The sequence below is a fragment of the Octadecabacter arcticus 238 genome (assembly GCF_000155735.2).
Classification (GTDB): Bacteria; Pseudomonadota; Alphaproteobacteria; order Rhodobacterales; family Rhodobacteraceae; genus Octadecabacter; species Octadecabacter arcticus.
In genome coordinates this window covers 4,578,357-4,602,934 of record NC_020908.1, presented here as the reverse complement: position 1 = coordinate 4,602,934, position 24,578 = coordinate 4,578,357, and the positions used below count along the sequence as shown (strand labels likewise).

At 51.3% G+C, this 24,578-nt stretch carries 23 protein-coding genes and 1 pseudogene; 12 read left to right on the top strand and 12 right to left on the bottom strand.

Annotation, left to right across the window (positions count from 1 at the left end; all coding sequences use genetic code 11):
- Positions 1-125 precede the first annotated feature (125 nt).
- The 3 genes from OA238_RS23870 (at position 126) to OA238_RS23860 (ending at position 3,050) form a co-directional block, all read left to right on the top strand.
- A complete protein-coding gene (locus OA238_RS23870; RefSeq protein ID WP_044037501.1) occupies positions 126-1,115 on the top strand; it encodes a carbohydrate kinase family protein in 990 nt (329 codons plus the stop codon).
- A 458-nt stretch (positions 1,116-1,573) separates the two neighbouring features.
- The gene (locus tag OA238_RS33340) at positions 1,574-1,768 is read left to right on the top strand and encodes a hypothetical protein (RefSeq protein WP_051076575.1); all 195 of its coding nucleotides are present in this window, start codon (positions 1,574-1,576) and stop codon (positions 1,766-1,768) included.
- Positions 1,769-1,967: 199 nt separating this feature from the next.
- Complete coding sequence (locus OA238_RS23860; protein WP_015497188.1) at positions 1,968-3,050, top strand: IS630 family transposase; 1,083 nt, start codon at positions 1,968-1,970, stop codon at positions 3,048-3,050.
- Here OA238_RS23860 and OA238_RS30810 read toward each other — a convergent pair.
- The 3 genes from OA238_RS30810 to OA238_RS23840 form a co-directional block, all read right to left on the bottom strand.
- A protein-coding gene (locus OA238_RS30810) for an IS630 family transposase (protein WP_085982785.1) occupies positions 3,015-4,078 on the bottom strand; the annotation gives its coding sequence in 2 pieces (ribosomal slippage) (positions 3,015-3,574 and positions 3,574-4,078; 1,065 coding nt in all). The two genes, OA238_RS23860 and OA238_RS30810, sit on opposite strands and share 36 nt — an antisense overlap.
- Positions 4,079-4,145: 67 nt before the next feature.
- Complete coding sequence (locus OA238_RS23845; RefSeq protein ID WP_051076573.1) at positions 4,146-4,658, bottom strand: IS21 family transposase; 513 nt, start codon at positions 4,656-4,658, stop codon at positions 4,146-4,148.
- Positions 4,659-4,889: 231 nt separating this feature from the next.
- Complete coding sequence (locus OA238_RS23840) at positions 4,890-6,137, bottom strand: IS256-like element ISOan6 family transposase (protein WP_015497186.1); 1,248 nt, start codon at positions 6,135-6,137, stop codon at positions 4,890-4,892.
- Positions 6,138-6,458: 321 nt separating this feature from the next.
- Here OA238_RS23840 and OA238_RS23835 point away from each other — a divergent pair, with 321 nt between their 5' ends.
- Complete coding sequence (locus tag OA238_RS23835) at positions 6,459-7,589, top strand: ISAs1 family transposase (protein WP_015493784.1); 1,131 nt, start codon at positions 6,459-6,461, stop codon at positions 7,587-7,589.
- A gap of 154 nt (positions 7,590-7,743) precedes the next feature.
- Here the strand turns inward: OA238_RS23835 and OA238_RS23830 are convergent, their stop codons facing one another.
- From OA238_RS23830 to OA238_RS23815, 4 genes are all read right to left on the bottom strand, one after another.
- Complete coding sequence (locus tag OA238_RS23830) at positions 7,744-8,394, bottom strand: hypothetical protein (protein ID WP_187293106.1); 651 nt, start codon at positions 8,392-8,394, stop codon at positions 7,744-7,746.
- A gap of 11 nt (positions 8,395-8,405) precedes the next feature.
- Entirely contained in the window at positions 8,406-9,134 is a 729-nt protein-coding gene (locus OA238_RS23825; protein ID WP_044037499.1) for a hypothetical protein, read from the bottom strand.
- A gap of 33 nt (positions 9,135-9,167) precedes the next feature.
- Complete coding sequence (locus OA238_RS23820; RefSeq protein WP_015497183.1) at positions 9,168-10,112, bottom strand: carbohydrate kinase family protein; 945 nt, start codon at positions 10,110-10,112, stop codon at positions 9,168-9,170.
- Between the two features lie 173 nt (positions 10,113-10,285).
- Positions 10,286-11,251 carry an ABC transporter ATP-binding protein gene (locus OA238_RS23815; protein ID WP_015497182.1) on the bottom strand — a complete coding sequence of 322 codons (966 nt, stop codon included), beginning with the start codon at positions 11,249-11,251 and terminating at the stop codon, positions 10,286-10,288.
- A 435-nt stretch (positions 11,252-11,686) separates the two neighbouring features.
- On the opposite strand from OA238_RS23815, the gene OA238_RS23805 reads away from it, so the two are divergent.
- The 8 genes from OA238_RS23805 to OA238_RS23765 all read left to right on the top strand — a co-directional run bounded on the left by OA238_RS23805 (position 11,687) and on the right by OA238_RS23765 (position 21,252).
- Positions 11,687-13,006 carry an NAD(P)H-dependent oxidoreductase gene (locus OA238_RS23805; protein WP_015497181.1) on the top strand — a complete coding sequence of 440 codons (1,320 nt, stop codon included), beginning with the start codon at positions 11,687-11,689 and terminating at the stop codon, positions 13,004-13,006.
- Positions 13,007-13,022: 16 nt separating this feature from the next.
- A complete protein-coding gene (locus OA238_RS23800; protein WP_015497180.1) occupies positions 13,023-14,033 on the top strand; it encodes a thiamine pyrophosphate-dependent dehydrogenase E1 component subunit alpha in 1,011 nt (336 codons plus the stop codon).
- On the top strand, positions 14,030-15,049 hold the full coding sequence (locus OA238_RS23795; RefSeq protein WP_015497179.1) for an alpha-ketoacid dehydrogenase subunit beta: 1,020 nt from the start codon (positions 14,030-14,032) through the stop codon (positions 15,047-15,049). The genes OA238_RS23800 and OA238_RS23795 overlap by 4 nt, the downstream gene beginning before the upstream one ends.
- 2 nt (positions 15,050-15,051) lie before the next feature.
- A complete protein-coding gene (locus OA238_RS23790) occupies positions 15,052-16,314 on the top strand; it encodes a dihydrolipoamide acetyltransferase family protein (RefSeq protein ID WP_015497178.1) in 1,263 nt (420 codons plus the stop codon).
- Positions 16,315-16,327: 13 nt separating this feature from the next.
- The gene (gene lpdA, locus OA238_RS23785; RefSeq protein ID WP_015497177.1) at positions 16,328-17,725 is read left to right on the top strand and encodes a dihydrolipoyl dehydrogenase; all 1,398 of its coding nucleotides are present in this window, start codon (positions 16,328-16,330) and stop codon (positions 17,723-17,725) included.
- A gap of 72 nt (positions 17,726-17,797) precedes the next feature.
- On the top strand, positions 17,798-18,757 hold the full coding sequence (locus OA238_RS23780) for a class 1 fructose-bisphosphatase (protein ID WP_015497176.1): 960 nt from the start codon (positions 17,798-17,800) through the stop codon (positions 18,755-18,757).
- Between the two features lie 40 nt (positions 18,758-18,797).
- The gene (fba, locus tag OA238_RS23775; protein ID WP_015497175.1) at positions 18,798-19,832 is read left to right on the top strand and encodes a class II fructose-bisphosphate aldolase; all 1,035 of its coding nucleotides are present in this window, start codon (positions 18,798-18,800) and stop codon (positions 19,830-19,832) included.
- 418 nt (positions 19,833-20,250) lie between these two features.
- Positions 20,251-21,252: a sugar-binding transcriptional regulator gene (locus tag OA238_RS23765; RefSeq protein WP_015497174.1), complete on the top strand. Its 1,002-nt coding sequence runs from the start codon at positions 20,251-20,253 to the stop codon at positions 21,250-21,252.
- A 148-nt stretch (positions 21,253-21,400) separates the two neighbouring features.
- On the opposite strand, the pseudogene OA238_RS30805 reads toward OA238_RS23765, so the two are convergent.
- The 5 genes and pseudogenes from OA238_RS30805 to OA238_RS23745 form a co-directional block, all read right to left on the bottom strand.
- Positions 21,401-21,826, bottom strand: a pseudogene (locus OA238_RS30805) (IS1595-like element ISOar1 family transposase); the annotation flags it as partial.
- A gap of 31 nt (positions 21,827-21,857) precedes the next feature.
- On the bottom strand, positions 21,858-22,319 hold the full coding sequence (locus tag OA238_RS35300; protein ID WP_420806470.1) for an integrase core domain-containing protein: 462 nt from the start codon (positions 22,317-22,319) through the stop codon (positions 21,858-21,860).
- 32 nt (positions 22,320-22,351) lie between these two features.
- A complete protein-coding gene (locus tag OA238_RS35295) occupies positions 22,352-22,918 on the bottom strand; it encodes a hypothetical protein (RefSeq protein ID WP_420806469.1) in 567 nt (188 codons plus the stop codon).
- Positions 22,915-23,259, bottom strand: coding sequence for a hypothetical protein (locus tag OA238_RS35290; protein WP_015495513.1), 345 nt, complete (start codon positions 23,257-23,259; stop codon positions 22,915-22,917). The genes OA238_RS35295 and OA238_RS35290 overlap by 4 nt, the downstream gene beginning before the upstream one ends.
- 219 nt (positions 23,260-23,478) lie before the next feature.
- A complete protein-coding gene (locus OA238_RS23745) occupies positions 23,479-24,489 on the bottom strand; it encodes an integrase core domain-containing protein (protein WP_015494683.1) in 1,011 nt (336 codons plus the stop codon).
- Positions 24,490-24,578: the final 89 nt, after the last annotated feature.

The window sequence follows — 24,578 nt, the reverse complement described above, 5'->3', positions numbered from 1 at the left end:
AAAATACTCTTGCAGTCTATCAACTAGTTGCAATTTCTAAGAAGACCCCCTAAATTAACTGGAAGTGAAATGAACATTTATGTTGATATTGATACAATAAAACACAATCGTTATTGAGATCAAGCATGGGAGTGACTGGAATCGTGAGTTTTGACTACGCATCTGTTGGTTTTTATACCTATGATTGCCTCGGCTGGCCCTGTAACGGCGTCCCACCCGGTGGCGGTACATACTTCATCGATGAAGTAACCATTGCTGTGTCCGGTGCTGCCGGCGCCTCGGTCATTGCTGGTTCTAAAGTCGGCCTTTCTGCTCTCGCCGTCGGCGGTGTTGGCACAGACCTGATGGGCGACTGGGTTCTTCAGCGGCTGCAGCATTTCGGCGTCAACACGGCACAAATGGCCCGCCTTGCCGATACATCGACCTCCGCCTCCATCGTGACGACTCGCAAAGACGGATCGCGCCCCGCGCTTCATGTTAAAGGTGCGACCGGTGTCTTCACCATTGACGAAAACGATTTCAATTCCGTCACCGATGCCAAAGTCCTGCATCTGGGTGGGGTTGGCTTGATGGATGCCATGGACGGCGAGGGAACAGCCCGCCTGATGAAACACGCGAAATCGCGTGGCGTCATCACGACTGTGGACGTGTTCGCTGGATCTCAGGCCGATTTGCCCGACGTGGAAGCCGTGCTTCCCTACACTGATTATTTTATTCCCTCAATCGAAGAAGCGGAAGCCCTGTCAGGGATGAACGACATCAAACGCATGGCGTCGTTCTTCCTCGATAAAGGGGCGCAGTGCTGCATTTTCACACTGGGGGAACACGGGGCCTACTATCATCACCGCGATGGGACACGCATTCAGGTGCCTGCCCATAGTATAGATGTGAAATGCACTTGTGGCTGCGGCGACGTCTTCAATGCAGGAATCGCCACAGCCCTTGTCAAGGGAATGCAGCCAAAGGAAGCCATGCGCTTTGCGTCGGCTATGTCTGCGTTGAATGCAACAGGTCTGGGATCCCAGGCCGGGATCGAAAGTTTCGATCAGGTCATCAATTTTATGAATTCTTGTCGGACGAGGGAACCAGAGTTCCTTGTTGGCGAAAATAACTGAACCGAAACGAGACAAATCTAAACGTAAGACCGCATGTCTTTTGCAGGGCAGTTTAGCATTGTGAGGTTTCATGCTTACCTCCAGATGGGCTAAAAATTGTGTTGCCCTTCATTTTTGGAGGCTTGCTATGAACAAAGAGAAAGTAGTTTTCGTTGGGCTTGACGCGTCCAAGGCCACATTGGCAGTTTCGGTTGCAGAAGATGGCAGGGACGGTGAGGTGTGGGACTGGAGGACTGGGGGACGATTTCTACGGCCCCTACTTCTGTAGAGAAGTTCCTCAAAAGGCTGGCAGCGTGGTTCGACCGTGTTGAAATTTGCTATGAGGCCGGGCCAACCGGTTATGGGCTGTATCGCCAGATTACAGCATTTGGGTTCACCTGTCATGTCGTAGCTCCCTCACTGATCTCTGTTCGTCCAGGGGGCGGATCAAAACGGATAGACGGGATGCGGAACGCCTCGTGCGTCTGCTTAGGGCGGGCGAGTTAACACCAATTTGGGTGCCTGACGAGACACATGAAGCAATGCGGAATTTGGTGCGGGCACGCGACAGCGCGGCGCAGGATCAACGCCACAAGCGACAGCTGATCTCGGCATTTCTTCTGCGAAATGGGCGGATTTATTATCGCACCAAACCCTGGACAATGCGCTACTGACGTTGGTTGCAGCGACAATCCTTTGATTACCCTGCGCAGCAGATCGCTTTGCAAGAGATGGTTCTGGCCGAACGCCATGCTGTGGAACGGGTTGGGCGGCTAACGGTTTGTATCGAGGAATTGGTACTATACACAGAGTCCTAGATCACCCAAATTTTGGCGGGTTGACGTCTGGACGTAGACCGATTCAGCTATCTGCATGATCCGTCCCGGTTTTCTTTCTCCCATGGAGCGCCTTGAGCTTGAGGTCTGTGTTCGCAGTCAACGCGAAGATCATGGGATTGCACGGCGTGCAAATGCGCTTCTTTTGCTGGATGATGGGAAGTCCTGTCAGGTAATCGCGGAATTTCTATATTTGGACGACGACACCGTTCGCGGCTGGCACAAAACCTATCGTGAAAACGGCTGGGATGCGCTTGCAGTTGATGGCTGGAAAGGCGGTCAATCTCGTATGGACGCTGACCAAGAGGCGGCATTATGCGACTGGCTGGACGGCCGCTTCTGCCACTCGTCGGTTGAGATAAGAGCCCACGTTTCAACAAAATTTGGCCTGCGCTACTCGCACTCTGGCTGCATCAAGCTTCTTGCCCGGTTGGGGTTTGAATATCGCAAGCCCAAGGCCCTGCCGCGCGTTGTCTCTGCTGAAAAGCAGGCAGCATTTATCGCATTGTACGAACGTCTGATGGGCGATCTGGGCGCAGATGAAGCCGTATATTTCGCTGATGCTGTACATCCTGAATATCAGACAAAACCCAGCCATGGCTGGGTGAAGGCAGGATCAAACTCGGCGATCAAAACTACAGCAGGGCGTGGCCGCGTAAACATCCATGGCGCGCTGAACCTCGAAACCTTCGACACGCCCTTTGTCGAGCCAACCACCGTCGACGGCGTTAGTGCTGCGCAACTTCTGGCCAGGATTGAGGCTCGCAATCCCGACAAGCGAATGATCCACGTTATCTGGGACAATGCCGCCTATCACAAAGGGCCAGATGTCAGGGCCTTTCTCGCAAGGCCAGACTGCCGCATACATCTTATCCAGTTGGCGCCATATTGCCCGCATCTCAACCCCATCGAGCGATTATGGGCGGTCATGCATCAACATGTGACTCACAATCGATATCACCCGACACAAAAACAGTTCGCGAATGCGATCCTGAAATTCTTTCGCGAAACCATCCAAAATGAGTGGAAAACCTTCCGAAGCCAAGTCTCAGACAATTTCCGCGTCATAATACCAACGGCCGAATTAAGTGACCCTTTCCCATTCTCGATCTGTGATTGAACTTATTCGCTCTGGGTCGTTCGCAAAGAAGTTCCAAGCTTGTGCACATTTGTCGAGTATTTCGTCATAGGTGTCGAAGACTGTGATTGCGAGTTTATTGGCTCGCAGATAAGCCCAGACGTTTTCCATGGGGTTGAGTTCTGGTGAATACGGTGGCAGCTTAACGAGCGTAATTTTATCTGGCACCTGTAAACATTTTGCGCCATGCCAACCCGCCCCATCAACAATCAGCAAGGCATGTGAGCCGGGTGCGACAGCTTTTGCGATCTCATCAAGATGCAGCCCCATAGCCTCGGCGTTGACGTAGGGCAGGACGAGACCTGCGGCGGTGCCACGTGCGGGACAAGCGGCACCAAAGATATAACTCCATTTGAAGCGTATATCACGGGGTGCGCGCGGGCGAGTTCCACGCTTGGCCCATTTACGGGTGAGTGTCCCCTGTTGTCCAACGCGGGCTTCATCTTGGAACCATACTTCAAGAGGCTTCCCCTTTGCATGTTCTGGCAGAGTATCGTTTACGAGGCTGGTAAAGTTTTTTTAAAAGTCTGCTGCGCTTCGCGATCAGTTTTCGGATGCTCTGGACGCACAGACAGGCGGCGAAAGCCATGCTTGGTTAGATATTTCCCAATCGTACGCACATGCAGTTTCACGTCGAACTCCTCTTCAACACGAGCCTGCAAGTCGACACAACGCCATCGTACTACGCCATCTTTTACTGGGTCGGGCCCGGCCTCCACCCACGCCACAAATTGCGCCTGTTGCTTGGGCGACAACCGTGGTTTTGCCCCCTTGCCATTCCGATCCGATAACCCCTCAATGCCTTCTGCGTTAAAGCGATGCGCCCAATCCCGAAGTGTTTGTCGATCCATACCACTGCTGCGGGCAGCCGTTTCACGATCCACCCCATCAAGCACCAGCGCTATGGCCAGTAGTCGCCGTACAACCCGCCCATCCTTGGTTCGCTTTGCCGCACGGCGCAAATCTTTCGCAGACATATCCGTGCGCGTAATTTTTATGGCTCCACCCATGAGCACCTCCCAATCTATGGAGAATATTGATTCAGAGTTTACCAAAACTTAAAACCAAATAAATGAGTCAGATATTCTGGCCGCTGGTATAACTGGACGCCCCCAGCGTCGCGACAAAGATCTGGGCCGTAGGCACCTCGCCAGTTTTGGTGTGGCCCGCATAGTCGACAAACAAGCGCTCGCCGGCAGGGTGACGTTGATGCATCACCGGCGACAGCTTGCCTTCCCAACGCGTGTAGAGTTCGAAGTATCTGCTGTAGCTGTATCCGTCCGGATGAACCCCGCGATACTCTTCCCAAAGCAACGACAGCGTCACGCCTTTGCGACGCAGTTCCGCATGCACATACGCCCAATCAGGCAGAGGAACAGCCAAACGCGCCTCTCCGGGGGAATAAGGAAACAGGCGGCGCTCAAGGTCCACATCAGACAGATCGGCTGGCAGGAGCCAGCTCAAATCCTCCAGGTCAGCACGCCGGAAATACTCCGATATCGTGGCGCGTCCAATCGACAGACTCTGCGCCACCCGGCGGCCTGAAAATCCATCTGCTCGAAGCCGTAAAGCTTCCCGTATCTTCCGCATCGGCAATCTCTTCATTGGGCTACTCTCTCGTTCAAATGAACGTAAGAGTAGCCCTGTTACAGATCGTCTCGCAGCCGCTTAAAAAATGGCAAATTAGGGGTGGCCGGATGCCCCGGAATCACCGGCCGGATCAAATCGGTACGGGTGGCCAGATCACCCCGGAATACGCATCCGTCATCTCGACGGTCAAAAAAAGAGTTATTGTCAAATCTGGTGTTTGAGTATTGTTGGTCATGCGGTGATCTGGTCGGGGTTTGTGGTTTCGATTCCGTCTTTGAACGTGACGCCTGTGATGACTTTTGCGAGGTAGTCAAAGCCGCGTAGCTTCCTCCAATTTTGCTCAGCACATTGCCCCAGTTTGAACATCATGTGCAGCATGCCATCGCGTGACAGGCAGCCCTTTGAACGCTTGGTACGATGCCGGATCGTCGCGAAGGCCGATTCAATTGGATTGCTAGTGCGGATGCTTTGCCAATGCTGCGCCGGGAAGTCGAAGAATGCCATGAGTTCCTCACGATCTTTTTGCAGGCATAGTGTGGCCTTGGGGTATTTGGGTTCGTAGGTTTTGATGAACAGATCGAATGCCTTTTCTGCATCGACTTTGGTCTCGGCCTGCCAGATGTCGTGCAGCGCGGCCTTGGCTTTTGGCTGAGACAGCTTGGGTAAACAATTGAGCACGTTCATCGTTTTGTGTTGCCAACAGCGTTGATGGCGGGTCTCAGGATAGACTTCGTCCATGGCCGCCCAAAACCCCATGGCACCGTCCCCGATGGCCAGTTTGGGCGCATTCATGCCTCGGCTTTTGAGGTTAAGCAGAACCTCGCGCCAGCTCTGCGTGGACTCGCGCACCCCATCCTCAATTGCCAGAAATCGCTTCTTGCCACGGGCAGTTACCCCAATAATAACAAGGGCACAGAGCTTGTCATCCTCGCCCCGAAGGCCGCTGTGAACGCCGTTGGCCCAGATATAGACGATGGGCTCGTCATCTAACTCAGCGCCTTTCCAAGCCTCGTATTCATTGGCCCAATCGCGTTTTAAACGCGAAACCGTATTAGCCGACAAGCCAACGGCATCTGGGCCCAGAAGAACCTTGAGGGCGGGAGCCATCTCGCCGCTGGAGATCCCTTTGAGGTAAAGCCATGGCAAGGCCGCTTCCAGCGTCTTCGTGCGGCGCACATAGGGCGGCACCAGGGCAGACCGGAATGTCACCGGTGTGCCGTCCTTGGACCGAACCTTTGGAATGCGCACGCTCACAGGGCCAATGCCCGTTTGAAACGGGCGGGCCGGATGATGTCCATTACGCACGACTGCCGCGTGACCGGCATCGGTGCGTAAGCCGGTAAATTGCGCCAAATAACTGACAAGCTCAGCCTCAACTGCTGTCGCGATCAATTGTTGTGCTCCCGTTTTCAGCAACTCCGTCAACGCGTCCGTCATCTCGTCTCGACGCGCAAAATCAACAATGTTAGTAGTTCCCATGGTGGTGTATCTCCTTTGGTTGGGCTGCTGTCTTCCAACAACAATTCAACCAGATACGCCGCCAACCTTCAAACCACTCAAACACCAGATTCAGTCATAGCTCCAAAAAAACGGGGGCAATATCCTCGAAACACTCACCCTATCACCACAACAGATTATCGCTCGGCTCTAACGTCGCAAGGGCAACCCAAAACCCGATATCCGCTGGGGTGCTTGGGAGTTACAAATAATAAAGGTATCGTAACGATAGTCAGGGGAATCGCGTTTGGAACTGAGTGAGTAAAGGATTGCTCTTGCAGGTGATGGCGGGATGGATTCTGGATGGGTGGTTGTTCTCATCGGGTGCTCATCGCCATGCATATTTTTCTATCCGCCTTCGACGAAGTTCCTGATCCGCGCGCCAGTAACGTGCGCCACGACCTTGGTGAACTGCTCGTTATCGCCTTCGTGTCGGTCTTATGTGGATCGACCTCCTGCGCCGAGATGGCCGCATTTGGCCGTGCAAAAGAGAGCCTTTTCAGGAACTTCCTGAAACTCAAGCATGCCATTCCATCGCATGATACCTTCTCGGAGGTCTTCCGGATCATCGACCCGAAGGCACTCGATGCGGCCTTCAGTAAGGTACTTGCCGATGTGACCAAGCTCCTCAAAGACGGTGATATCATCGCGATTGACGGCAAAGCGTTACGGGGTGCGCGCGACCCGGGCGAAAGCGCACGGACCCGCATGATGGTCTCAGCCTATGCCTCGCGGCTGCGCCTGACGTTGGCGACAGTACCTGCCGACCGAGGCACAGAACTCAGCGCGGCCATAGAGGCGCTTGGGTTGATCGATCTGCGGGGCAAGGTGGTCACCGGTGATGCATTACATTGCAACCGCCGCACGGTTGCCGCAATCAACGCAGGCGGCGGTGATTGGTGCCTCGCCCTCAAGGGTAACCAGGAATCCCTGTTGTCTGACGCCCGTGGATGTTTCAGCAAGGGGCACAAAAGCGATCCAACAGCCGTTACGGAAAATACCGGCCATGGAAGAAAAGAAACCCGTAAGGCGGTTGTGGTATCGGCTAAGGCATTGGCAGAATACCACGAATTCCCTGGCCTCAAGGGGTTCGGTCGCATCGAGGCGACCAGAGAGACGGGCGGAAAGGTGACCTCAGAGACCCGCTACTTCGCGCTGTCTTGGGTTCCCACACCTGAGGTGCTGTTGGCCGCTGTCCGCGACCATTGGGCCATCGAAAATGCCCTTCATTGGCAGTTGGATGTGTCTTTCCGCGAGGACGCCGCACGCAATCGGAAAGACAACGGTCCCGGCAACATCGCCGTTCTACGTCGCCGCGCACTCGACGTCCTCCGGCGTGACACATCCAAGGGCTCTCTCTCCATAAAAATCAAACGTGCAGGCTGGGACACCACCTTCTTACGCAGCATTCTCAGTGACTTGGCAACAACATGAGCCAAACGCGATTGCCCTGTAACGATAGTAGGGACATTGGACCCTTCAGCATCAACGAACTATCCATTCTGGTGCCCTGCTATTCTAGAGGACAATTGAACGAAATTTTCAGTCACCATGGGAAAATGGTTCGTTTCTAAATTTGAACAGTTGATCAACTTTTGGTTAGCTTGATCTTGCTTTGAACCTTTAATAGATTGTCACTTCGTACTAAGTACTTAACGGCAACTTGACGACCCTTTCTGGCGGAAAAAATAGTAGGCATATCCCAGCTTGGCTCGATACCAGAGAATAAATCGAAAAATCCGATAGCTAAGTTCGGATCCTCATGCATGTTTTCCTTAAATGACCACCAAGTACGCACTTCATCCATCTCTGGCACAACATGTTTTTTGATGTTGAAGTCCTGCTCCAGGACGGCAGCACGAATGTTTAGACAGAGGACAACATAAAGGTAGCCCTCTGGCCAAAAGTAAGCAGGGTTAGATTTGTCGGCATCGTCTGGTAGGGTGGTAACTCTTGCTGGTTTTGAGTTAATCAACTCCCGTAACATCAATCCGGACGCGAAATTCACATAGTCTTCTTTTTTCCCGTCTTCTGATGGTTTTTGAGCTTCAAACGATTCTAACCACCTTAGAAACAAGGAGTGAAGCTCCTTGTCATCCACGGAGAACTTAACTCCAGTCTGTTCGGAGAGAGCATCGATCTGTCTTTGGACCGCTTCCTTAAACCACCTCAGCCGTCTGACAGACTTTCTGACGGGCGTATTTGCTGAATCTGGCATTTCAACTTTAGTTACAATCACGGACCCGATCCTTAAACTGTCTCAAGGGCGTACTTGAAGAGCGCTAGGAAGCGATCCTCTTCTGCCATATTTTGTGTAATTTTGTTGCGCTTTTGTTCCGCTACCGAGCAGCACATTTCAAGCAATTCAGGCTCAGTATCCGAAAACTTGCCTCTTTCGACATAAACCCAAAGAGCCGTCGCGAAGGCAATAATCGCAACATCCATCGCTCTGTCGGCGTTATGACTGCTGGATACACCGGGGGGGTCACCCAAAATGTTCATATTGATAATTCGGATACAGAGTTGTGAGCACAAAAACTCAGTGGATTGTTCTGCGAGCGGCCAATCGAAAGACCCGTCCTCGGCAATCAGCTTTGCGCAGATAGCTTCGCTTACCAACAAGTCTGACACACCAAGATGCTTTGCGGACAGAGACAGAGCAAAATACAGGTTTGATGCGTCAGTCGACATTGCCTCGTGAGCGTCTTTGGTTACATCCGTCGAGGCAAAGGAAGGCGCAGCAAACATAACGGGATCAAATTCGAGTCCAAGAATGCGTTGAATGATCTTGTCGACGGTTCCCGTTAGTATCTCTGAATTCTGCAAAAAATTGGAAGATGCGGATTCGAACTGTTCTGGAAGTTGACGCGGTCCATTATTGATCATCATCATCTTCGCTCCGCGCTTGAGCGCAAAGCGGATACCGCGCAACGCATCTTTGGCGACAGCACCTGGGTCACTATGAGGTTTTGGTAGCATTTGCGCCTTCCACTTCTTTTGTGAATCTACACTTTAGCACTTTTTCGGAGTACTTTCCATAAACGCTTGCGTCGCGGCCAAATCGGTCACAACGGCTTGGGAGCCGAGCCCTAGAGCATTCTGTGCCGATGATGCTTGTGCCATGCGAACGCAGTTTTGCGGGCTAAGACCGAGATGAAGACCCGTAGCAAAACCAGCGTTAAAACAGTCTCCGCAACCGCAAGTACATACCACATCAATATCGAAAGACGGGACTTTGAAGGATAACCCAGTTTGGTCGCGATACATAGCCCCGTCCGCTCCTAATGTAAGGACAACAGCTTTAGCACCCTTTTCGAGAAGCAGAGAACAGACCTTCTCAAAATTGGTGAGACCAGACAAAGTCATGGCCTCTTCTTCGGACGGCATGAAATAGTCAGTGTAAGGCAAAAGCGGTTCGATTAACGAGAAGTCTTCTTGGGATGCGGCAAAGACATCTAGCGTTGTCGTGCATCCACGCGCTTTTGCTTCTTGCATGATTTCCCTAGTACGACCTTTGTCCATGGCGTCCATCAAGCCGACACCGCCAACATGGAGGATCTTCGTATCGAGGACGCCATCGACTTGCTCGTCTGTGACGTAGAATCCGCCCGTAGCCCCTTTGCGATGCAGAGCAGGGCGGGCTCCGTCTGGGCGCGTCGTTACGATTGACGAAGAGGTAGGAAAGTTGGTAACGCGCTCCATATTTCTGGTGTCGACGCCAAAGTTATTGAGCCGTTGGATGACCCAATCACCCATGTCGTCGACACCGACTCCACCGACTGCCTGAACTGACAAACCGTGCTTTGCGGCGACGATTGCGGCACTTCCGGCCGCTCCTGAAACGGCCAAGGCCATTTCATCGATAAAGTACGTATCGCCTCCGGGCGGTATGGAGTTTACGGGACGACCGAGGCAGTCGAAGGTGAAGAAACCAACAGAAGTGTAGTCGAATGTCATAGCAATTTACCGAATCCTTAGGCCTGTTTCTGTGTCAAAGAAGTAGAGGCGGTTTGTGTCAAAGGAAACCTGTTCATCAATGCCCAAGTCGGACTGGTACGCACGATCTGCTTTGATTTCCAAATTGTTCTCGCCTACGCGGAGCGTTAAGTAGGTCATATCACCTGTTGGCTCTACGCCATAGACTTCTCCACGTAGGTGAGCTTTGGATTTCCGCTGCCCACAACAGCGCAGTCTTCGGGACGCACACCAAGTTTGATAGAAGCTTCGGCTTTGATTGACAGACCAGTTATTTCAATGTTCGGTGACGTAAATGTGCCGCCGTTAAGTTCGCCGTCGATGATATTCATCGGTGGTGCGCCGATGAAACTGGCAACAAAGGTGTTGGCAGGATCAGAGTAGATCTCATCAGGCGTGCCAATTTGCTGGATAGCGCCGCCTTGCATAATCACGATCCGGTCAGCCAAGGTCATGGCTTCGATATGATCGTGTGTGACGTAGACCGTCGTGATCTTAAGTTGCCGTTGCAAATGCTTGATCTGGACACGCATTGCTTGGCGCAGTTTCGCGTCCAAGTTTGATAGCGGTTCGTCCATCAAAAACACTTGGGGTTCACGTACAACTGCTCGGGCGAGGGCGGCGCGTTGCCGCTGTCCGCCTGAAAGAGTGCCTGGCTTACGGTCAAGATAGTCACCCATTTCCACCATATCAACAGCGCGGCGCACAAGGCGATCTTGCTCTTCTTTCGGAACGTTGCGCATCCGAAGAGGGAAGCGAATGTTCTCATAGATGCTCATGTTGGGATAAAGAGCGTACCCTTGGAATACCATGGCTACATCGCGGTCGCGTGCGTCCACTTCGTTCATGACCTCCCCGTCCATGATGACCTGACCTCCGGTTGGTTCTTCAAGGCCAGCAATCATGCGCATGGTCGTGGTCTTGCCGCAGCCAGATGGTCTGAGCAAAACTAGCAGTTCTTCGTCAGCGATGTCGATGTTGACATCTCTGACACCCCAAACGGCACCCCAGCGGATCTCGAAGTGGATCTCCTTTGCCTTGGTATCGATGCGCACGTCGGAAACGCTCCAGGGCGCTTGCAGACCAAGCGCAATCGTAAACAAGTTTGTCTCTGGCCCCATGGTTCCTCTCCATCTTCTGATCTGTGGGCACGATATTCTACCTTGCGACATCGCAGACGCCAACAGATCCGGCGCGTCAGGCGCTGTGATATGTGAGGTCTACGCGCCAGACGCGCCTCACCTCGCGACCACAACATCTGGTGACAGCCTTAAAAGGCCATCGCAGGCCTACCCACACAAATCGCAAAGGGACCCTTTTTACCAAGCGAAAAAATACGCCACTATAAACGCACAAGCTGATATTTTTTGTGTGTTTCATTAGACCCTCCCTTACGACCCAAGTGCATGCACAAAGGTTCGGAGAATTTATTAATGTTCATTAAGTAAGCTCTGTCAATAAGAATCTCAGCAAATATCACTAAATGAACGAACATTTGCATTGACGGAGTTACTAATGTTTGGTTAAATAATATCGAATTTGACAGGAGTCTAAATATGATGTCGAACGTCGCATTGACTGGTCTAGCCAAAGAGCTGGAAGCCAGAGCTGAAAGTGGAAAACCAATACGTATTGGTTTGATTGGATCTGGAGAAATGGGCACAGATATTGTGACCAGAGCTAGTTTGATGTCAGGCATCGAAGTAGCGGCTATTGCAGATGTGCGGGTAGAAAACGCGACTAAGGCAGTAGAGATCGCTTTTGGTGGGGAGGGCTATTCGAAAGAGGCTCAGACCACGGATGGATTGAACGCTGCAATTGAAAGCGGGAAAGTTGGTGTTGTTAACGACGCAAACTTGTTGCTTGAAAGCGGCTTGGTTGATGTGGTTGTCGAAGCAACAGGCCTTCCCGGCATTGGTGCTGAACTTGGCCTCAAAGCTATGGAGCTTGGTAAGCACCTCGTCATGATGAACGTCGAGGCTGACATCACAATCGGCTCTTACTTGAAAACTCAGGCTGAAAAGCTTGGTGTGGTTTACTCTCTTGGCGCTGGAGATGAGCCTTCATCTTGCATGGAGCTGATCGAGTTCGTTACAGCGATGGGCCACAAAGTAGTCTCTGCTGGGAAAGGTAAAAATAACCCTCTGAATTTTGATGCCACGCCAGATGAGTATCAGGCTGAGGCTGACTCTAGGAATATGAACTCCAGAATGCTCGTTGAGTTCGTCGATGGCTCTAAAACAATGGTAGAAATGGCTGCAATCGCAAACGCGACCGGCTTGATCCCAGACAAACCTGGCATGCACGGCCCAGCTTTGGGACCTAAAGATCTTGCTAAATCTCTTATCCCCGAAAAAGACGGCGGTATTTTAAGTGCTGCTGGTAGGGTTGATTACTCAGTTGGAAAAGGTGTGGCTCCAGGCGTTTTTGTAGTCGTTGAAGCGCAGCATCCCCGCATTTGGGAACGCATGAAAGACCTCAAAATGGGCGACGGTCCATATTATACCTTCTTACGACCTTACCACCTTACGTCTCTGGAAGTTCCGCTAACATGCGCCAAAGCTGTATTGTATGGCAAAGCGGACATGGTTCCACTCGACAAACCCGTCGCAGAAGTTTGTGCGCTGGCGAAGAAAGATCTTTCAGTAGGCGAGAGGCTGGATCAAATCGGTGAGTATTGTTACCGGGCTTGGATAATGGAAGCGGTCGAAGCTAGGACTATAGGCGCTATTCCATGTGGTCTCCTTGCTGGTTCAATAGTCACTAAGCCAATCCGCAAAGGCGAACTCATTACGTACGAGAACACCACGCCACCAGCAGATTCAAAAATTGTTCAACTTAGAGCGCTCCAAGATCAGATGATCTTCGGCGCCTGAAAACTGGAAAACACCCATGGCCAAGCAAAAGACGCAGAACGCACCGTTCGCTCTGAGAAAGTACTCAGGCGAGCAGCTTAAAGATGCATTGCGAAAAATGTATCTTATCCGGAAATTCGAAGAGGGCGCCGAAAATTGCTACACCCGTGGTCTAATCCACGGCACGATGCACCTTTCTATCGGACAAGAAACGAGTGCTGTTGGAAGCTGCATGCCACTTGCTGAGGACGATCAGATTACTTCCACTCACCGAGGCCACGGTCACTGCGTTGCAAAAGGCGCGGAAGTTTCAAAGATGTTTGCTGAGTTCTTCGGCAAGGAAACCGGATATTGCAAAGGTCGTGGCGGCTCTATGCACATTGCAGATGTAGCAAAGGGCAACCTTGGGGCCAACGGGATTGTGGCTGGGGGCATACCAATTGCAGTCGGTGCAGCACTTTCATCGAAGCGTTTGAACACGGGCAAAGTGGTTCTTTGTTTTTTTGGGGATGGTGCCAATAATGAAGGTGCGTTTCACGAATCTTTGAACATGGCGTCCATCTGGAAACTGCCGGTTGTCTTCATTTGCGAGAACAACAAATACGGCATGTCCACATCGATTGAGCGCTCCACTTCGGTGAAAAATATCTCCGAACGTGCTGCGGGTTATTCAATGCCTGGAATTACTGTCGACGGGAACGACTTTAACGCGATTACCGAAGCTGTTGATACTGCAGTGGAACATGCTCGTGCGGGCAACGGGCCAAGCCTTGTCGAGTCTTTGACATATCGTTGGCGCGGTCACTCAAAGTCAGACCGCAACCGCTATCGTACGAAAGAAGAGATCAACGACTGGATTGATCGTGATCCTATTATCCGGTTCTCCTCCTTCCTCATTGAAAATGAGGTTCTGAATGATGGTGACGTCAAAGCTATGGAAGCATCTGTCGATGCAGAAATTGAAGCGGCCATTGAGTTCGCTAAATCCGGCCCAGATCCGTTGTTAAGCGACGTTTCTCGCGATGTATACACTGAGGTTGCGCAATGAACGCTCCCGTAAAGGACTTGGGTACTGAACCCGTTGAAATGTCGTATTCTGAGGCCATCAAAGATGCTTTGGACATAGCATTAAGGACTGACGAGCGCGTCATCCTTATGGGTGAAGATATTGGGGTGTATGGTGGCGCTTTTCAGGTCACTGGCGATCTTGTGCACACTTATGGCGAAGATCGTGTCATGGACACGCCCATATCCGAACTCGGTGCGGCCGGGGTTGCGGTTGGAGCGGCTCTTACGGGTTTGCGCCCAATCTTCGAATTCCAATTTTCAGACTTTGCAACCTTAGCGATGGAGCAAATCGTCAACCAAGCTGCAAAAGTCCGCTATATGCTTGGTGGGGATGTTTCCGTTCCTCTCGTGATGCGCTTTCCGGCGGGATCTGGCACAGGAGCCGCTGCTCAGCATAGCCAAAGTTTAGAAGCATGGCTCGCGCACGTTCCTGGCTTGAAAGTTATCCAACCAACGACACCACACGATGCCAAAGGTATGTTATTAGCCGCCCTCGAAGATCCAGACCCAGTAATGATCTTTGAACATAAACTGCTCTACAAGACCAAGGGGATGGTCCCACAAGGTCACTATACGGTTCCTATTGGCAAGGCGCATGTTGCTCGACCCGGCACTGACGTCACGATTGTTGCAACTTCGATCATGGTCCACAAATCACTTGCAGCTGCTGAAGAACTAGCCGCCGTTGGCATCTCTGCTGAGGTAATTGATCTACGCACGATCCGACCCATTGACCGTGAAACCGTTTTTACGAGCGTGGAAAAAACATCACGTTTGGTCTGCGTCTATGAGGCTGTCAAAACTCTCGGAATTGGTGCTGAAATCAGTGCAATGGTAGCCGAAAGCCATGCGTTTGATTTCCTTGATGCCCCAATTCTACGCCTTGGCGGCACTGATAATCCGATGCCCTATAACCCCGAGTTGGAGAAGGCGTCTGTCCCTCAAGTGGAAGATATTGTCTCGAACGTGATCAACCTCGTGAAGGGTAAGATTTAGTCATGCCAATTGAAGTCATTTTACCAAAGGTTGACATGGATATGTCGTCGGGGACAATCGCGAGCTGGTACAAGTCTGAAGGTGAGATGGTCGAAGAAGGTGAAGCCCTCTTTGACATCGAAACAGACAAGGCAACAATGGAAGTCGAGAGTCCTGGAACAGGAACACTTCATTTTGTGAGCGCCAAAGAGGGTGATATTGTTCCTATCGGACAATCAGTTGCTTGGCTCTTTGCAGAAGGCGAAGAAGTTGTTGAGCCTGCTGGATCAGGTGTATCGACAGCCGATACCGTCCAAGCAGCAGCAGTCGAAAGCGATACAACTGAGGAGCCCATTGTGGTTGGTTCTCCGGTATTTTTGTCTGGAACAAGAGCGACACCATTGGCCCGTCGTGTTGCCAAGAAACTAAATATTGATCTCCAATCTGTTGGTGGCTCTGGACCTCGTGGCAGAATTGTTCGCTCAGATGTTGAAAAGGCCGCCAAATCAGGAACGGCATCACCTCCACCCCAGACGATTACAGTGGGCGGTAAGACTGGTGCGCAAAAAACAGCGGACGAATTGGGCCTAGCTTACACAAAAGTTCCGGTTGACCGGATGCGCTCAATAATTGCTGCTCGCCTGACCGAAAGTAAGAGCACTGTCCCTCATTTCTATCTCAATGCTGATCTTCAAATTGATAAGCTTCTTGAGATGCGTGTCCAGATCAATCTAGCTCTGCAAAACACCGATGCGAAGAAGATCTCGGTCAACGACCTCTTGGTAAAAGCTTGTGCTGCAGCCCTCAAAACTGTGCCTGAAGCGAATGCTTCTTGGGATGGTGACAGTATTATCAAGTTTGATGATGCTCACATTTCTGTGGCTGTATCCATCGACGGCGGTTTGATTACACCAGTCGTTAGGAACGCCCAAAAGAAGGACATTCAGACCATTTCTTCCGAGATTGCTGACCTCGCAGCCCGTGCCAAAACAGGTAAATTGGGTAGCAAAGAATATCAGGGTGGGTCGTTTTCGATCTCAAACCTTGGAATGTTCGGTGTCAAATCCTTCAACGCAATTATCAACCCGCCAGAAAGCATGATCTTGGCTGTTGGACAGGGGGCAGCGCAATTTGTTCCCGACAATGAAGGTAATCCCAAGTTAGCAACCGTCATGAGCGTCACGCTATCTTGCGATCACCGCGTCGTTGATGGTGCGCTTGGGGCTGTATGGCTGAAGAAATTCAAAGAACTGATCGAAAACCCTACTTCTTTGATGCTTAACTGACGGAAAATCACTCATGAGCAAAGAATTTGATCTAGTCGTTATCGGCTCGGGGCCGGGTGGCTATGTTGCCGCCATTCGAGCGGCTCAACTTGGCATGAAGACCGCGATTGTTGAAGCCGAAGAACTAGGTGGCGTTTGTCTTAACTGGGGCTGCATACCTACAAAGGCCTTGTTGAAAACAGCTGATGTTGGCCGCACCATTCGCGAAGCTAAGGAATATGGTTGGTCTTCATCTACACCAATTCCAAACCTAAAGGATATTGTTGGCTATTCACGTCAAGTATCAGGCAAATTGTCTGGTGGTGTGAAGTTTTTGATGAAGAAGAACAATATCGCAGTCTTGAAGGGTTGGGGCACGCTGCTGGGCGGCGGCAAACTTCAGGTCAAAACTGGTGAAAAGACTGAAACGGTATCTGCATTGCACATCATTGTCGCCACAGGCGCGAGGAGTCGTACATTGCCAAGTCTGGTGCCTGACGGTGTGCAAATCGTAACATCTAAAGAAGCGATGGTTCCCGAAACCATTCCGAAAAAGTTATTAATTGTCGGGTCAGGGGCGATCGGCGTTGAGTTTGCCTCATTCTACAATGAGATTGGTAGCGAAGTAACCATTATGGAAGTCCAAGATCGCATCGTACCAGCTGAAGATGCAGAAATTTCTGAAGCCGCTATGAAGGCTTTCAAAAAGCAAGGCATCACGATCCTTACAAACACGACATACCAATCATTCAAGAAGCAAACTGATAGCCTTTCGGTGAGCTATAAGTCCGCAGATGATAAAATCGAAACTGGACAGTTTGATAGGATTATTTCTGCTATCGGAATCGTTGGTAATGTCGACGGCATAGGCTTGGAAAACACTGCTGTTGAAGTAGACCGAGCCCAAATCAAGACAAATGAGTGGATGGGCACGGCCGAGCCAGGCGTTTATGCCATTGGAGATGTTGCCGGTGGCCCGTGGCTCGCCCACAAAGCAAGTCATGAAGCCGTTACGTGTGTCGAACGGATCGCACTACTTGATAGTGCTCATCCGGTTGATAAATCCCTCATTCCTGGCTGTACATACTCCCATCCTCAAATCGCATCGGTAGGGCTGACCGAAGCCAAAGCATTGGAACTAGGCTTGAAGATCAAAGTCGGGCGGTTCCCGTTTGCAGGAAACGGAAAAGCGATTGCCCTTGGCGAGTCCGAAGGGCTTATCAAATTGATTTTTGAAGAGGGCACAGGGGCCGTTCTCGGGGCGCACATGATTGGCGCGGAAGTCACTGAACTGATCACAGCAATTGGCGTAGCTATGACTTTGGAATGCACAGAAGAATATCTCATGCGTACCATCTTTCCGCATCCCACCCTCTCGGAAATGCTTCATGAAGCGACCTTGGAAGCTTTTGATCGTGCCATCCATATTTAGCGCGAGGCGTGTTGGTTACTTTGCCGCCAATGAGAAAAAAGTCCCGGCGGTTCCGGTCTTGGAGTTTTCGAAATGTCACCCCTGAAACTACCTGAGGTCCTAGCTGATAAGAACCAGGACCTTAGTTCTCTCATCCTTGCTATTTCAAATGCTTGCATCGGCGTCGCAAATCAGGTGAAAAATTCAGCGTTGGAGGGCAATCTTGGTGTTACCGGCATAATCAATGTCCAAGGCGAAACTCAACAAACTTTGGATCTTAAGGCGAACGACCTGTTCGTCAAGATTTGTAGTGCCAACCCTAAGCTCGCTGCCATCGTGTCCGAAGAAGTTGAGGAACCGCTATGGCTCAAAGAACCTGAAAAGGATGATTTCATCCTCTATATTGACCCATTGGATGGGTCTTCTAATCTCAATGTGGACTTGTCGGTTGGTTCGATATTTTCAATAACACGGGTCGGATCAAGCGATGCAAGATGTGTGTTACGTTCTGGTAAACACCAACTTGCCGCAGGTTACGCTATATACGGATCTTCGACGATGTTTGTCGTCAGCACAGGCCGAGATGTCCAAGGATACACATTATGCGTCAGCTCTGGCGATTTCATCCTCACCCATCCGTTCATGACAATCCCCAAATCGACAAGCGAGTTCGCCATTAATACCTCACGAGCCCGCTTTTGGAAGTCACCGATTCGTCGATACGTTAGCGAATGTACAGCTGGAGAAGCGGGACCAAGGGGTCAAGATTTCAACATGCGTTGGACGGCTTCGATGGTCGCAGATGTTCATCGCATTTTGGTTCGTGGTGGTGTCTTTCTCTATCCTAAAGACACGAATAACCAATCAACTGGTGGGAAGATTCGGTTGCTCTACGAAGCCAACCCAATGGCTTTTATTGTGAAAGCTGCTGCTGGCCGCGCTTCGACGGGGGATGAGGATATCCTGAGTATCTCCCCAAAGAGCCTGCATCAAAGGACATCTGTAATACTAGGGTCGGCTGACGAGGTGAATTTGATTGAGTCATATCATTAACAGTAATCGCGGATGTTCCGCACAAAAAGGAAGTTCTTGAATGGCTCTCGTTTCTCTTCGCCAGTTGCTTGATCACGCAGCCGAATACAACTATGCGATCCCAGCTTTTAATGTGAATAATATGGAGCAAATGTTGGCAATCATGTCAGCAGGTCACAGTACTGACAGTCCTGTCATTATGCAGGCCAGCCGTGGTGCGCGAAGCTACGCCAATGACATCGTATTATCCCACATCATTCAAGCGGCCATCGAGCTATATCCACATATCCCCGTTTGCATGCACCAAGACCATGGCAATTCCCCTGCGACGTGCCTTTCTGCGATAACCCATGGATATTCTTCAGTCATGATGGATGGGTCTTTGGCGGCCGATGGAAAGACACCCACAAATTTTCAAGAAAACGTCCAGGTAACAAGCAAAGTGGTTGAGCTTGCGCACATGGTCGGCGTTTCAGTTGAAGGTGAAATTGGACACCTTGGCTCACTTGAAACAGGGAAAGGTGAAGCTGAGGACGGGCATGGTTTTGAGGGCAGTCTTAGTCGGGACATGTTATTGACCGACCCCGAGGAAGCTGAAACATTTGTTTCTTTAACCAATGTCGATGCACTTGCTATCGCCATTGGAACAAGCCACGGGGCATATAAATTTACGCGCAAACCCGACGGCGAAATTCTGGCCATGGATCGGCTCCAAGAAATCCATGCACGCATCCCGCGCACCCATCTTGTGATGCACGGTTCATCCTCTGTACCGCAGGAGTTGCAGGACATTATCAATGACGCGGGAGGGCAAATCGAGCCGACATGGGGTGTTCCAGTAGAAGAAATACAGTTGGGCATCAAATCAGGGGTGCGCAAAGTGAATGTGGACACAGATTTACGCTTGGCTTTGACAGGGGCGATTCGAAAGACTTTTGCCCTTAACCCCTCTGAATTTGATCCAAGAAAATATCTCATGCCGGGACGCGAAGCGATGTCGAAGGTTTGCAGAGAACGGTATGAGCAGTTTGGAACAGCGGGCCACGCCCAAAAAATCAAACCCGTTGCGCTGACCGAAATGGCAAAACGTTATTGAGAGAATCTTCATGCCGAGACACTTGATCCTTTTATAGTGCGGCATACGCCCAAGCAACCAAACAGCGGCGCTGTTTGGTTCAGTAGCTTGCAAATTTTCCTCATAACTGGCCTGAATATGGCTGAAGGACGCACGGTCTGACAAAAGCTCCAAATCGTTGAGACGGCTGCAAAACCCACATAGCCAGATATATCCGTAACCTCCTTAAAATCCTACGGTCGATGTAGACGTATGAGATGGATTCCATTAGGATCAACAATAGCAACAGGCTGCCCGCTGCGAGACCTATGATCTTTTTCTCTGAGAAGTGCATAAATGAAGCCTTGGTCGGCTGAGCAGCCTTTTCTTTAACAACACCAAATCTAAGACTCGAATCCAGAGCTTTTAGAGGCGGCAGAAGCTAAGGCAGGTTAATTCAATGACAGACACTTCATTGGGTCATGAAGCAGATCACAGGGTCGTTGAACGACGCCGCGGCAACTCGGACTCAAGCCGTGAAATTCGCATGAGGGCTGCTTGGCTCTATCACGTCGAAGGCTTGACTCAGCAAAAAACCGCAAAGCTTCTCAACATCAACCGGGTCCAAGTGACAAGGTTACTCGCGGAGGCTCTAAAGAGGGGTGAGGTCGATATTCGCATCAACACCTCTATTTCTTCAATCATCGAGACGGAACGGGCCGTTGGACAAGCGTTTGGAATTTCGAAAGTTATCGTAGCGCCTATGGCCAACGAAGACCTTGACCCCACGAAAGCGATAGCATTTGTGGCAGGCCAGTTCATCTCGGATTATGTCCAGTCAGATATGAAAATTGGCGTTGGTTGGGGTAGGACCCTCTACTCATCACTGCCGCACATTCAAGGTAGGGAACTAGAAAAAGTAAGGGTTATTTCCCTGCTTGGCGGAATCTCTCAGGCCAAGCGTTTTAACCCTGCGGAATTTGCATGGCAATTTGCTGAGTTGTTTAACGGCGAAGGCTATTTGGTTCCCGCTCCAGCTCTTGTGGACAGTCCAGAAACCAAACACGCATTGCTTGAGCGTTGTGGAATAAACCAGATTTTCGAACTTGCCGATAACCTTGATGTAGCATTCCTGAGTGCTGGAGGTATTGAGGGGATCACGACATCTTATCGTTTAGGCCATATAAATGAAGCAGATAGACAAAGCTTGATAGCTGCTGGAGCAGTGGGCGATCTTCTATACAATTTCATCTCAGAAGACGGGGAGCTTGTTGATCACAATGTGAACACGCGAGGTATTTCTGTTGGTATTGACCGATTAAAAAATGCCACCGACCGAGTCCTAATCTCAGGAGGCAAGGAGAAAGTCAAAGTTATGCTTGGTTGCGTAAAGTTGGTAAAACCAACCGTGTTTATAACTGATGAGTTCACCGCGAAGGCAATGTTGCTTTCAAAAGGTTAAATCGACGACTACTTTGGACAACTGGTAATCCCCCCATTTTTAAATGGGTGCGGCTGTAGAACTTATGTGGCTATTTTCAGTTTCGGGGGTTTTATCCCGCCGGCGCCCATATTCGGGCGGTCATTGTTGTAGGCTCAATTCGCATTAGCTATGCACATGGTCTAACCGGCAGGATACCTGCTGCTGCGGCGAGGACTGCGCGTGGTGTTGGCTGCCTTGGAAGCACTGCGAGATGAAACCATCTGAGATAGCTATCGAGATACGTGGTGGCGACGCCACGATGGCGACGAAGGAAGGACTTGAGCCGCTCATGGCGGCTGTTGACGGTCTGGATGTGCAGTTCTCCCCGGACGCGCTCGCCAGCGGTTTGGTTGAGCGCCTCATGGCTGATGCCCATCGCGGTGGCGCAGGGCGGATAACTGGTGCAGCCGTCAGTGACCAGTAGGGCGTCCTGATCAAGAACTGGCTGCAAAACCGCTTGCAAATGAGCGGCAGACACCGCCGGCAATATGGCGCTGACGGTCGCGCCGGAGCGGTCGGCGGCCACCAAAACTGGAACTTGCTCATGCGATACCGGTGTTTGTCAAAGGTGTTGTCCGCCGATTTCATGCAGCGTCTCTGATTTCAGAGGCGCTGATTTCGTTTTCTGGGTTCAGCCAGACGGGTCCTGCTGGTTGCCAGTTTCGGGTTTTTCCTGACCAGCGTTGCGGGTTTTGCGCGCGAGCAGTTGCATAGAGATTGGCACGATTTGTGAGCGTTGCACGATCATGACCTGCGTGGCGCGCATTCGGCGTGACGAAGCGGATGGCGCTGTGCAGGTGTTCACTATTGTACCAACCAGCGAAGGTTTGGACCCAGGTTTGAGCATCCGCCTTGGTGGCAAAGCCCTTGGTCGGCCAGTCCGGGCGGTATTTGCAGGTTCGGAGCAACGCCTCTGAGAAAGGGTTGTCGTTGCTTACGCGAGGGCGACTGTAGGAGGCCGTGATCCCTAGTTTTTCCATCGTCACCTTCATCGTGGCGCCCTTCATAGGACTGCCGTTGTCAGCGTGCAGAACCAAGGGGCGCATCTGACAGCCCTCCGCTAGCACTGCTTGCCGGATCAGAATGGCAGCCAGATCCGCACTTTCACGCTCATGGATGTACAGCCCACGATCTTCCGGCTGAAGATGTCCACGATCAGATACAGATAGAAGAACATGCCTGCGACAGGTCCCGGCATCCAGGTAATGTCCCAGGTCCAGACCTCACAGGGCGCACTGGCCTGATAGCTTGTGGGCTTCTTACGCTTGACTGGGGACTTGGCTCGACCCCGGTGATGCTGCAATCCATTGGCGCGCAGAATGCGGTAGAAACTCGATTCCGAGGCTAGATACTGCCCCCGATCTGCTAGCTTTGGCACAATCTGACTTGGGGGAAGGCTAGAGAACTCCTTTGAATTACAGACATCTAGAACAGCCGCGCGTTCTGCCGTACTCAACGCGTTTGCTGGTTCCGCACGCGGCACGAGGGGGCGCTTATCAGGGCGAACCTCGCCGTCTTTTGTCCAGCGCCGCAGAGTGCGTTCGCTGATTTCCAACTCGGAACAGGCTTTGGCGCGCTGCGCTCCTGCGGTGACGGCCTCATTGATCAGAGCAACTGCGGTTTGGCGATCTGGGGTGCTGATCATGCGTCCTCTCCGTCCCCCCAGATCGCTGAGGCCTTTTTTCGCAGAACAAGCAGTGCTGCAGTTTCGGCCAGTGCGCGATCCTTGCGAGCAAGCTCGCGTTCCAAATCTTTCATCCGTTTCTTGTCTTCCTTGGTCGCACGCACAAGACGTGCTGCACTCGTGCGGTCCCAGTCGTTGGCCTGCTCGCAAGCAACTCGCCACATGGCAATCTGCGCCGGGTAAAGGCCGCGTTTGCGGCAGTATTCGGCTAGGTCAGCCTCGTTCAGCGCAGCAGTTTCCAACACCGCCGCAAACTTGTCACGTGAAGACCAGCCCTCAGGGCTCGCATCAGCGTCAGGCAAAAGCTGCCCCTTGTTGCGCGCCTGAGCACGCCAAGCATACTACACGACAGTAGGGTGGTTGAGGGTGTCAGAAGGTGATTTAGGAGCGGACTCTTATCGCTAAAAAAGGTTCCACTGATGATCACGAAAGCCCTGACGACCCTCAAGAAGAGGTTATCCCCCCATTTAGAGTTGAGCAACAGTCGCCTTGAAAGTGTATAGGTTCAGGTGTTTTGAGACTCACACGACTTTGGCCTGAGTGATTCGAATGTACTCCATTGGTGTCTTGCCTTTCAAGGCATGATGAGGCCTGAATGTGTTGTATTTATCGACGGCTTTTCGAAGTTCAAACCGCATCGCTCCTATGCTGTCGGCAATGAGATCACGACATGCATAGAACTCTTCGCGGAAGGTGCGGTTACCGCGCTCGACACCACCGTTGTATTTTGGCCTTGCTGGCGGCAGCACAATGAGCGGGATCTCCATCTGTTCGCACGCTGTCTCAAAATCGGCCATAAACTCAGACCCGCCATCGACTTGAATTGAGATGATCTTATAGGGAGCTATTTCCACGAGTTCTTGCAAAAACCGTTTGGCAGAGCGTGCCGTGGCATTCGAATAAACTTGCGCGTGGATATGCTTGCTACACCTCTCCCAGGCTTGAAAGTGTTTGCACGTGACGCCGTTCTTCGTGGCAGTCATATGATCGATCTGCACACGCTCGCCAACCACAATATCTTTGTAATCCCTATATTTCCATCCCTTGGCATGCCCCTTGGAAAAATTACGCTTGCGCTTTTGGGGCGCAGATCTTGATCGTGTGATCAGGCCTTTTTTCCTTAGAAAGCTCAAAATGCGCCCCACGGTGCTATCGCTCATGGTTTGCTTTTTGTCGCGACGCAAGATGGCCCCTATTTTCTCCTTACCGTAGGTTTCATTGTCGCGGCGGGCCTCAAGCACCAATTGCTTTTCTGCCTCGCCCCACTGTGACTTGTTGCAGCGTTTGGGAGCCTTTGAAGGCGGTATGATTGCCTGCGCCAAATCCTTCAAAATACGCTTGTGACGGTAATATGTCGCGCGCGAGATGCCGACGAATTCAGCGCACTTTGATAGAGAAACGCCCTCTGTACGTAAGTCGTCCCATTGCCGAACCTGACCTTCGTATTTGATACGGTACACGTCCAAACATTCTTGTGTCCGCGCCCAAGCATAAAGTTTATAAACGTTCTTGTGCAGTCCGATGATTTGCATATTGGCCTCGTGAGCTGGTTTCTTTCAATTCTCAGTCTCCGAGGTCGCCTAAATCTTGGCAACAAAATTTTGACTCACATCTATCTGAA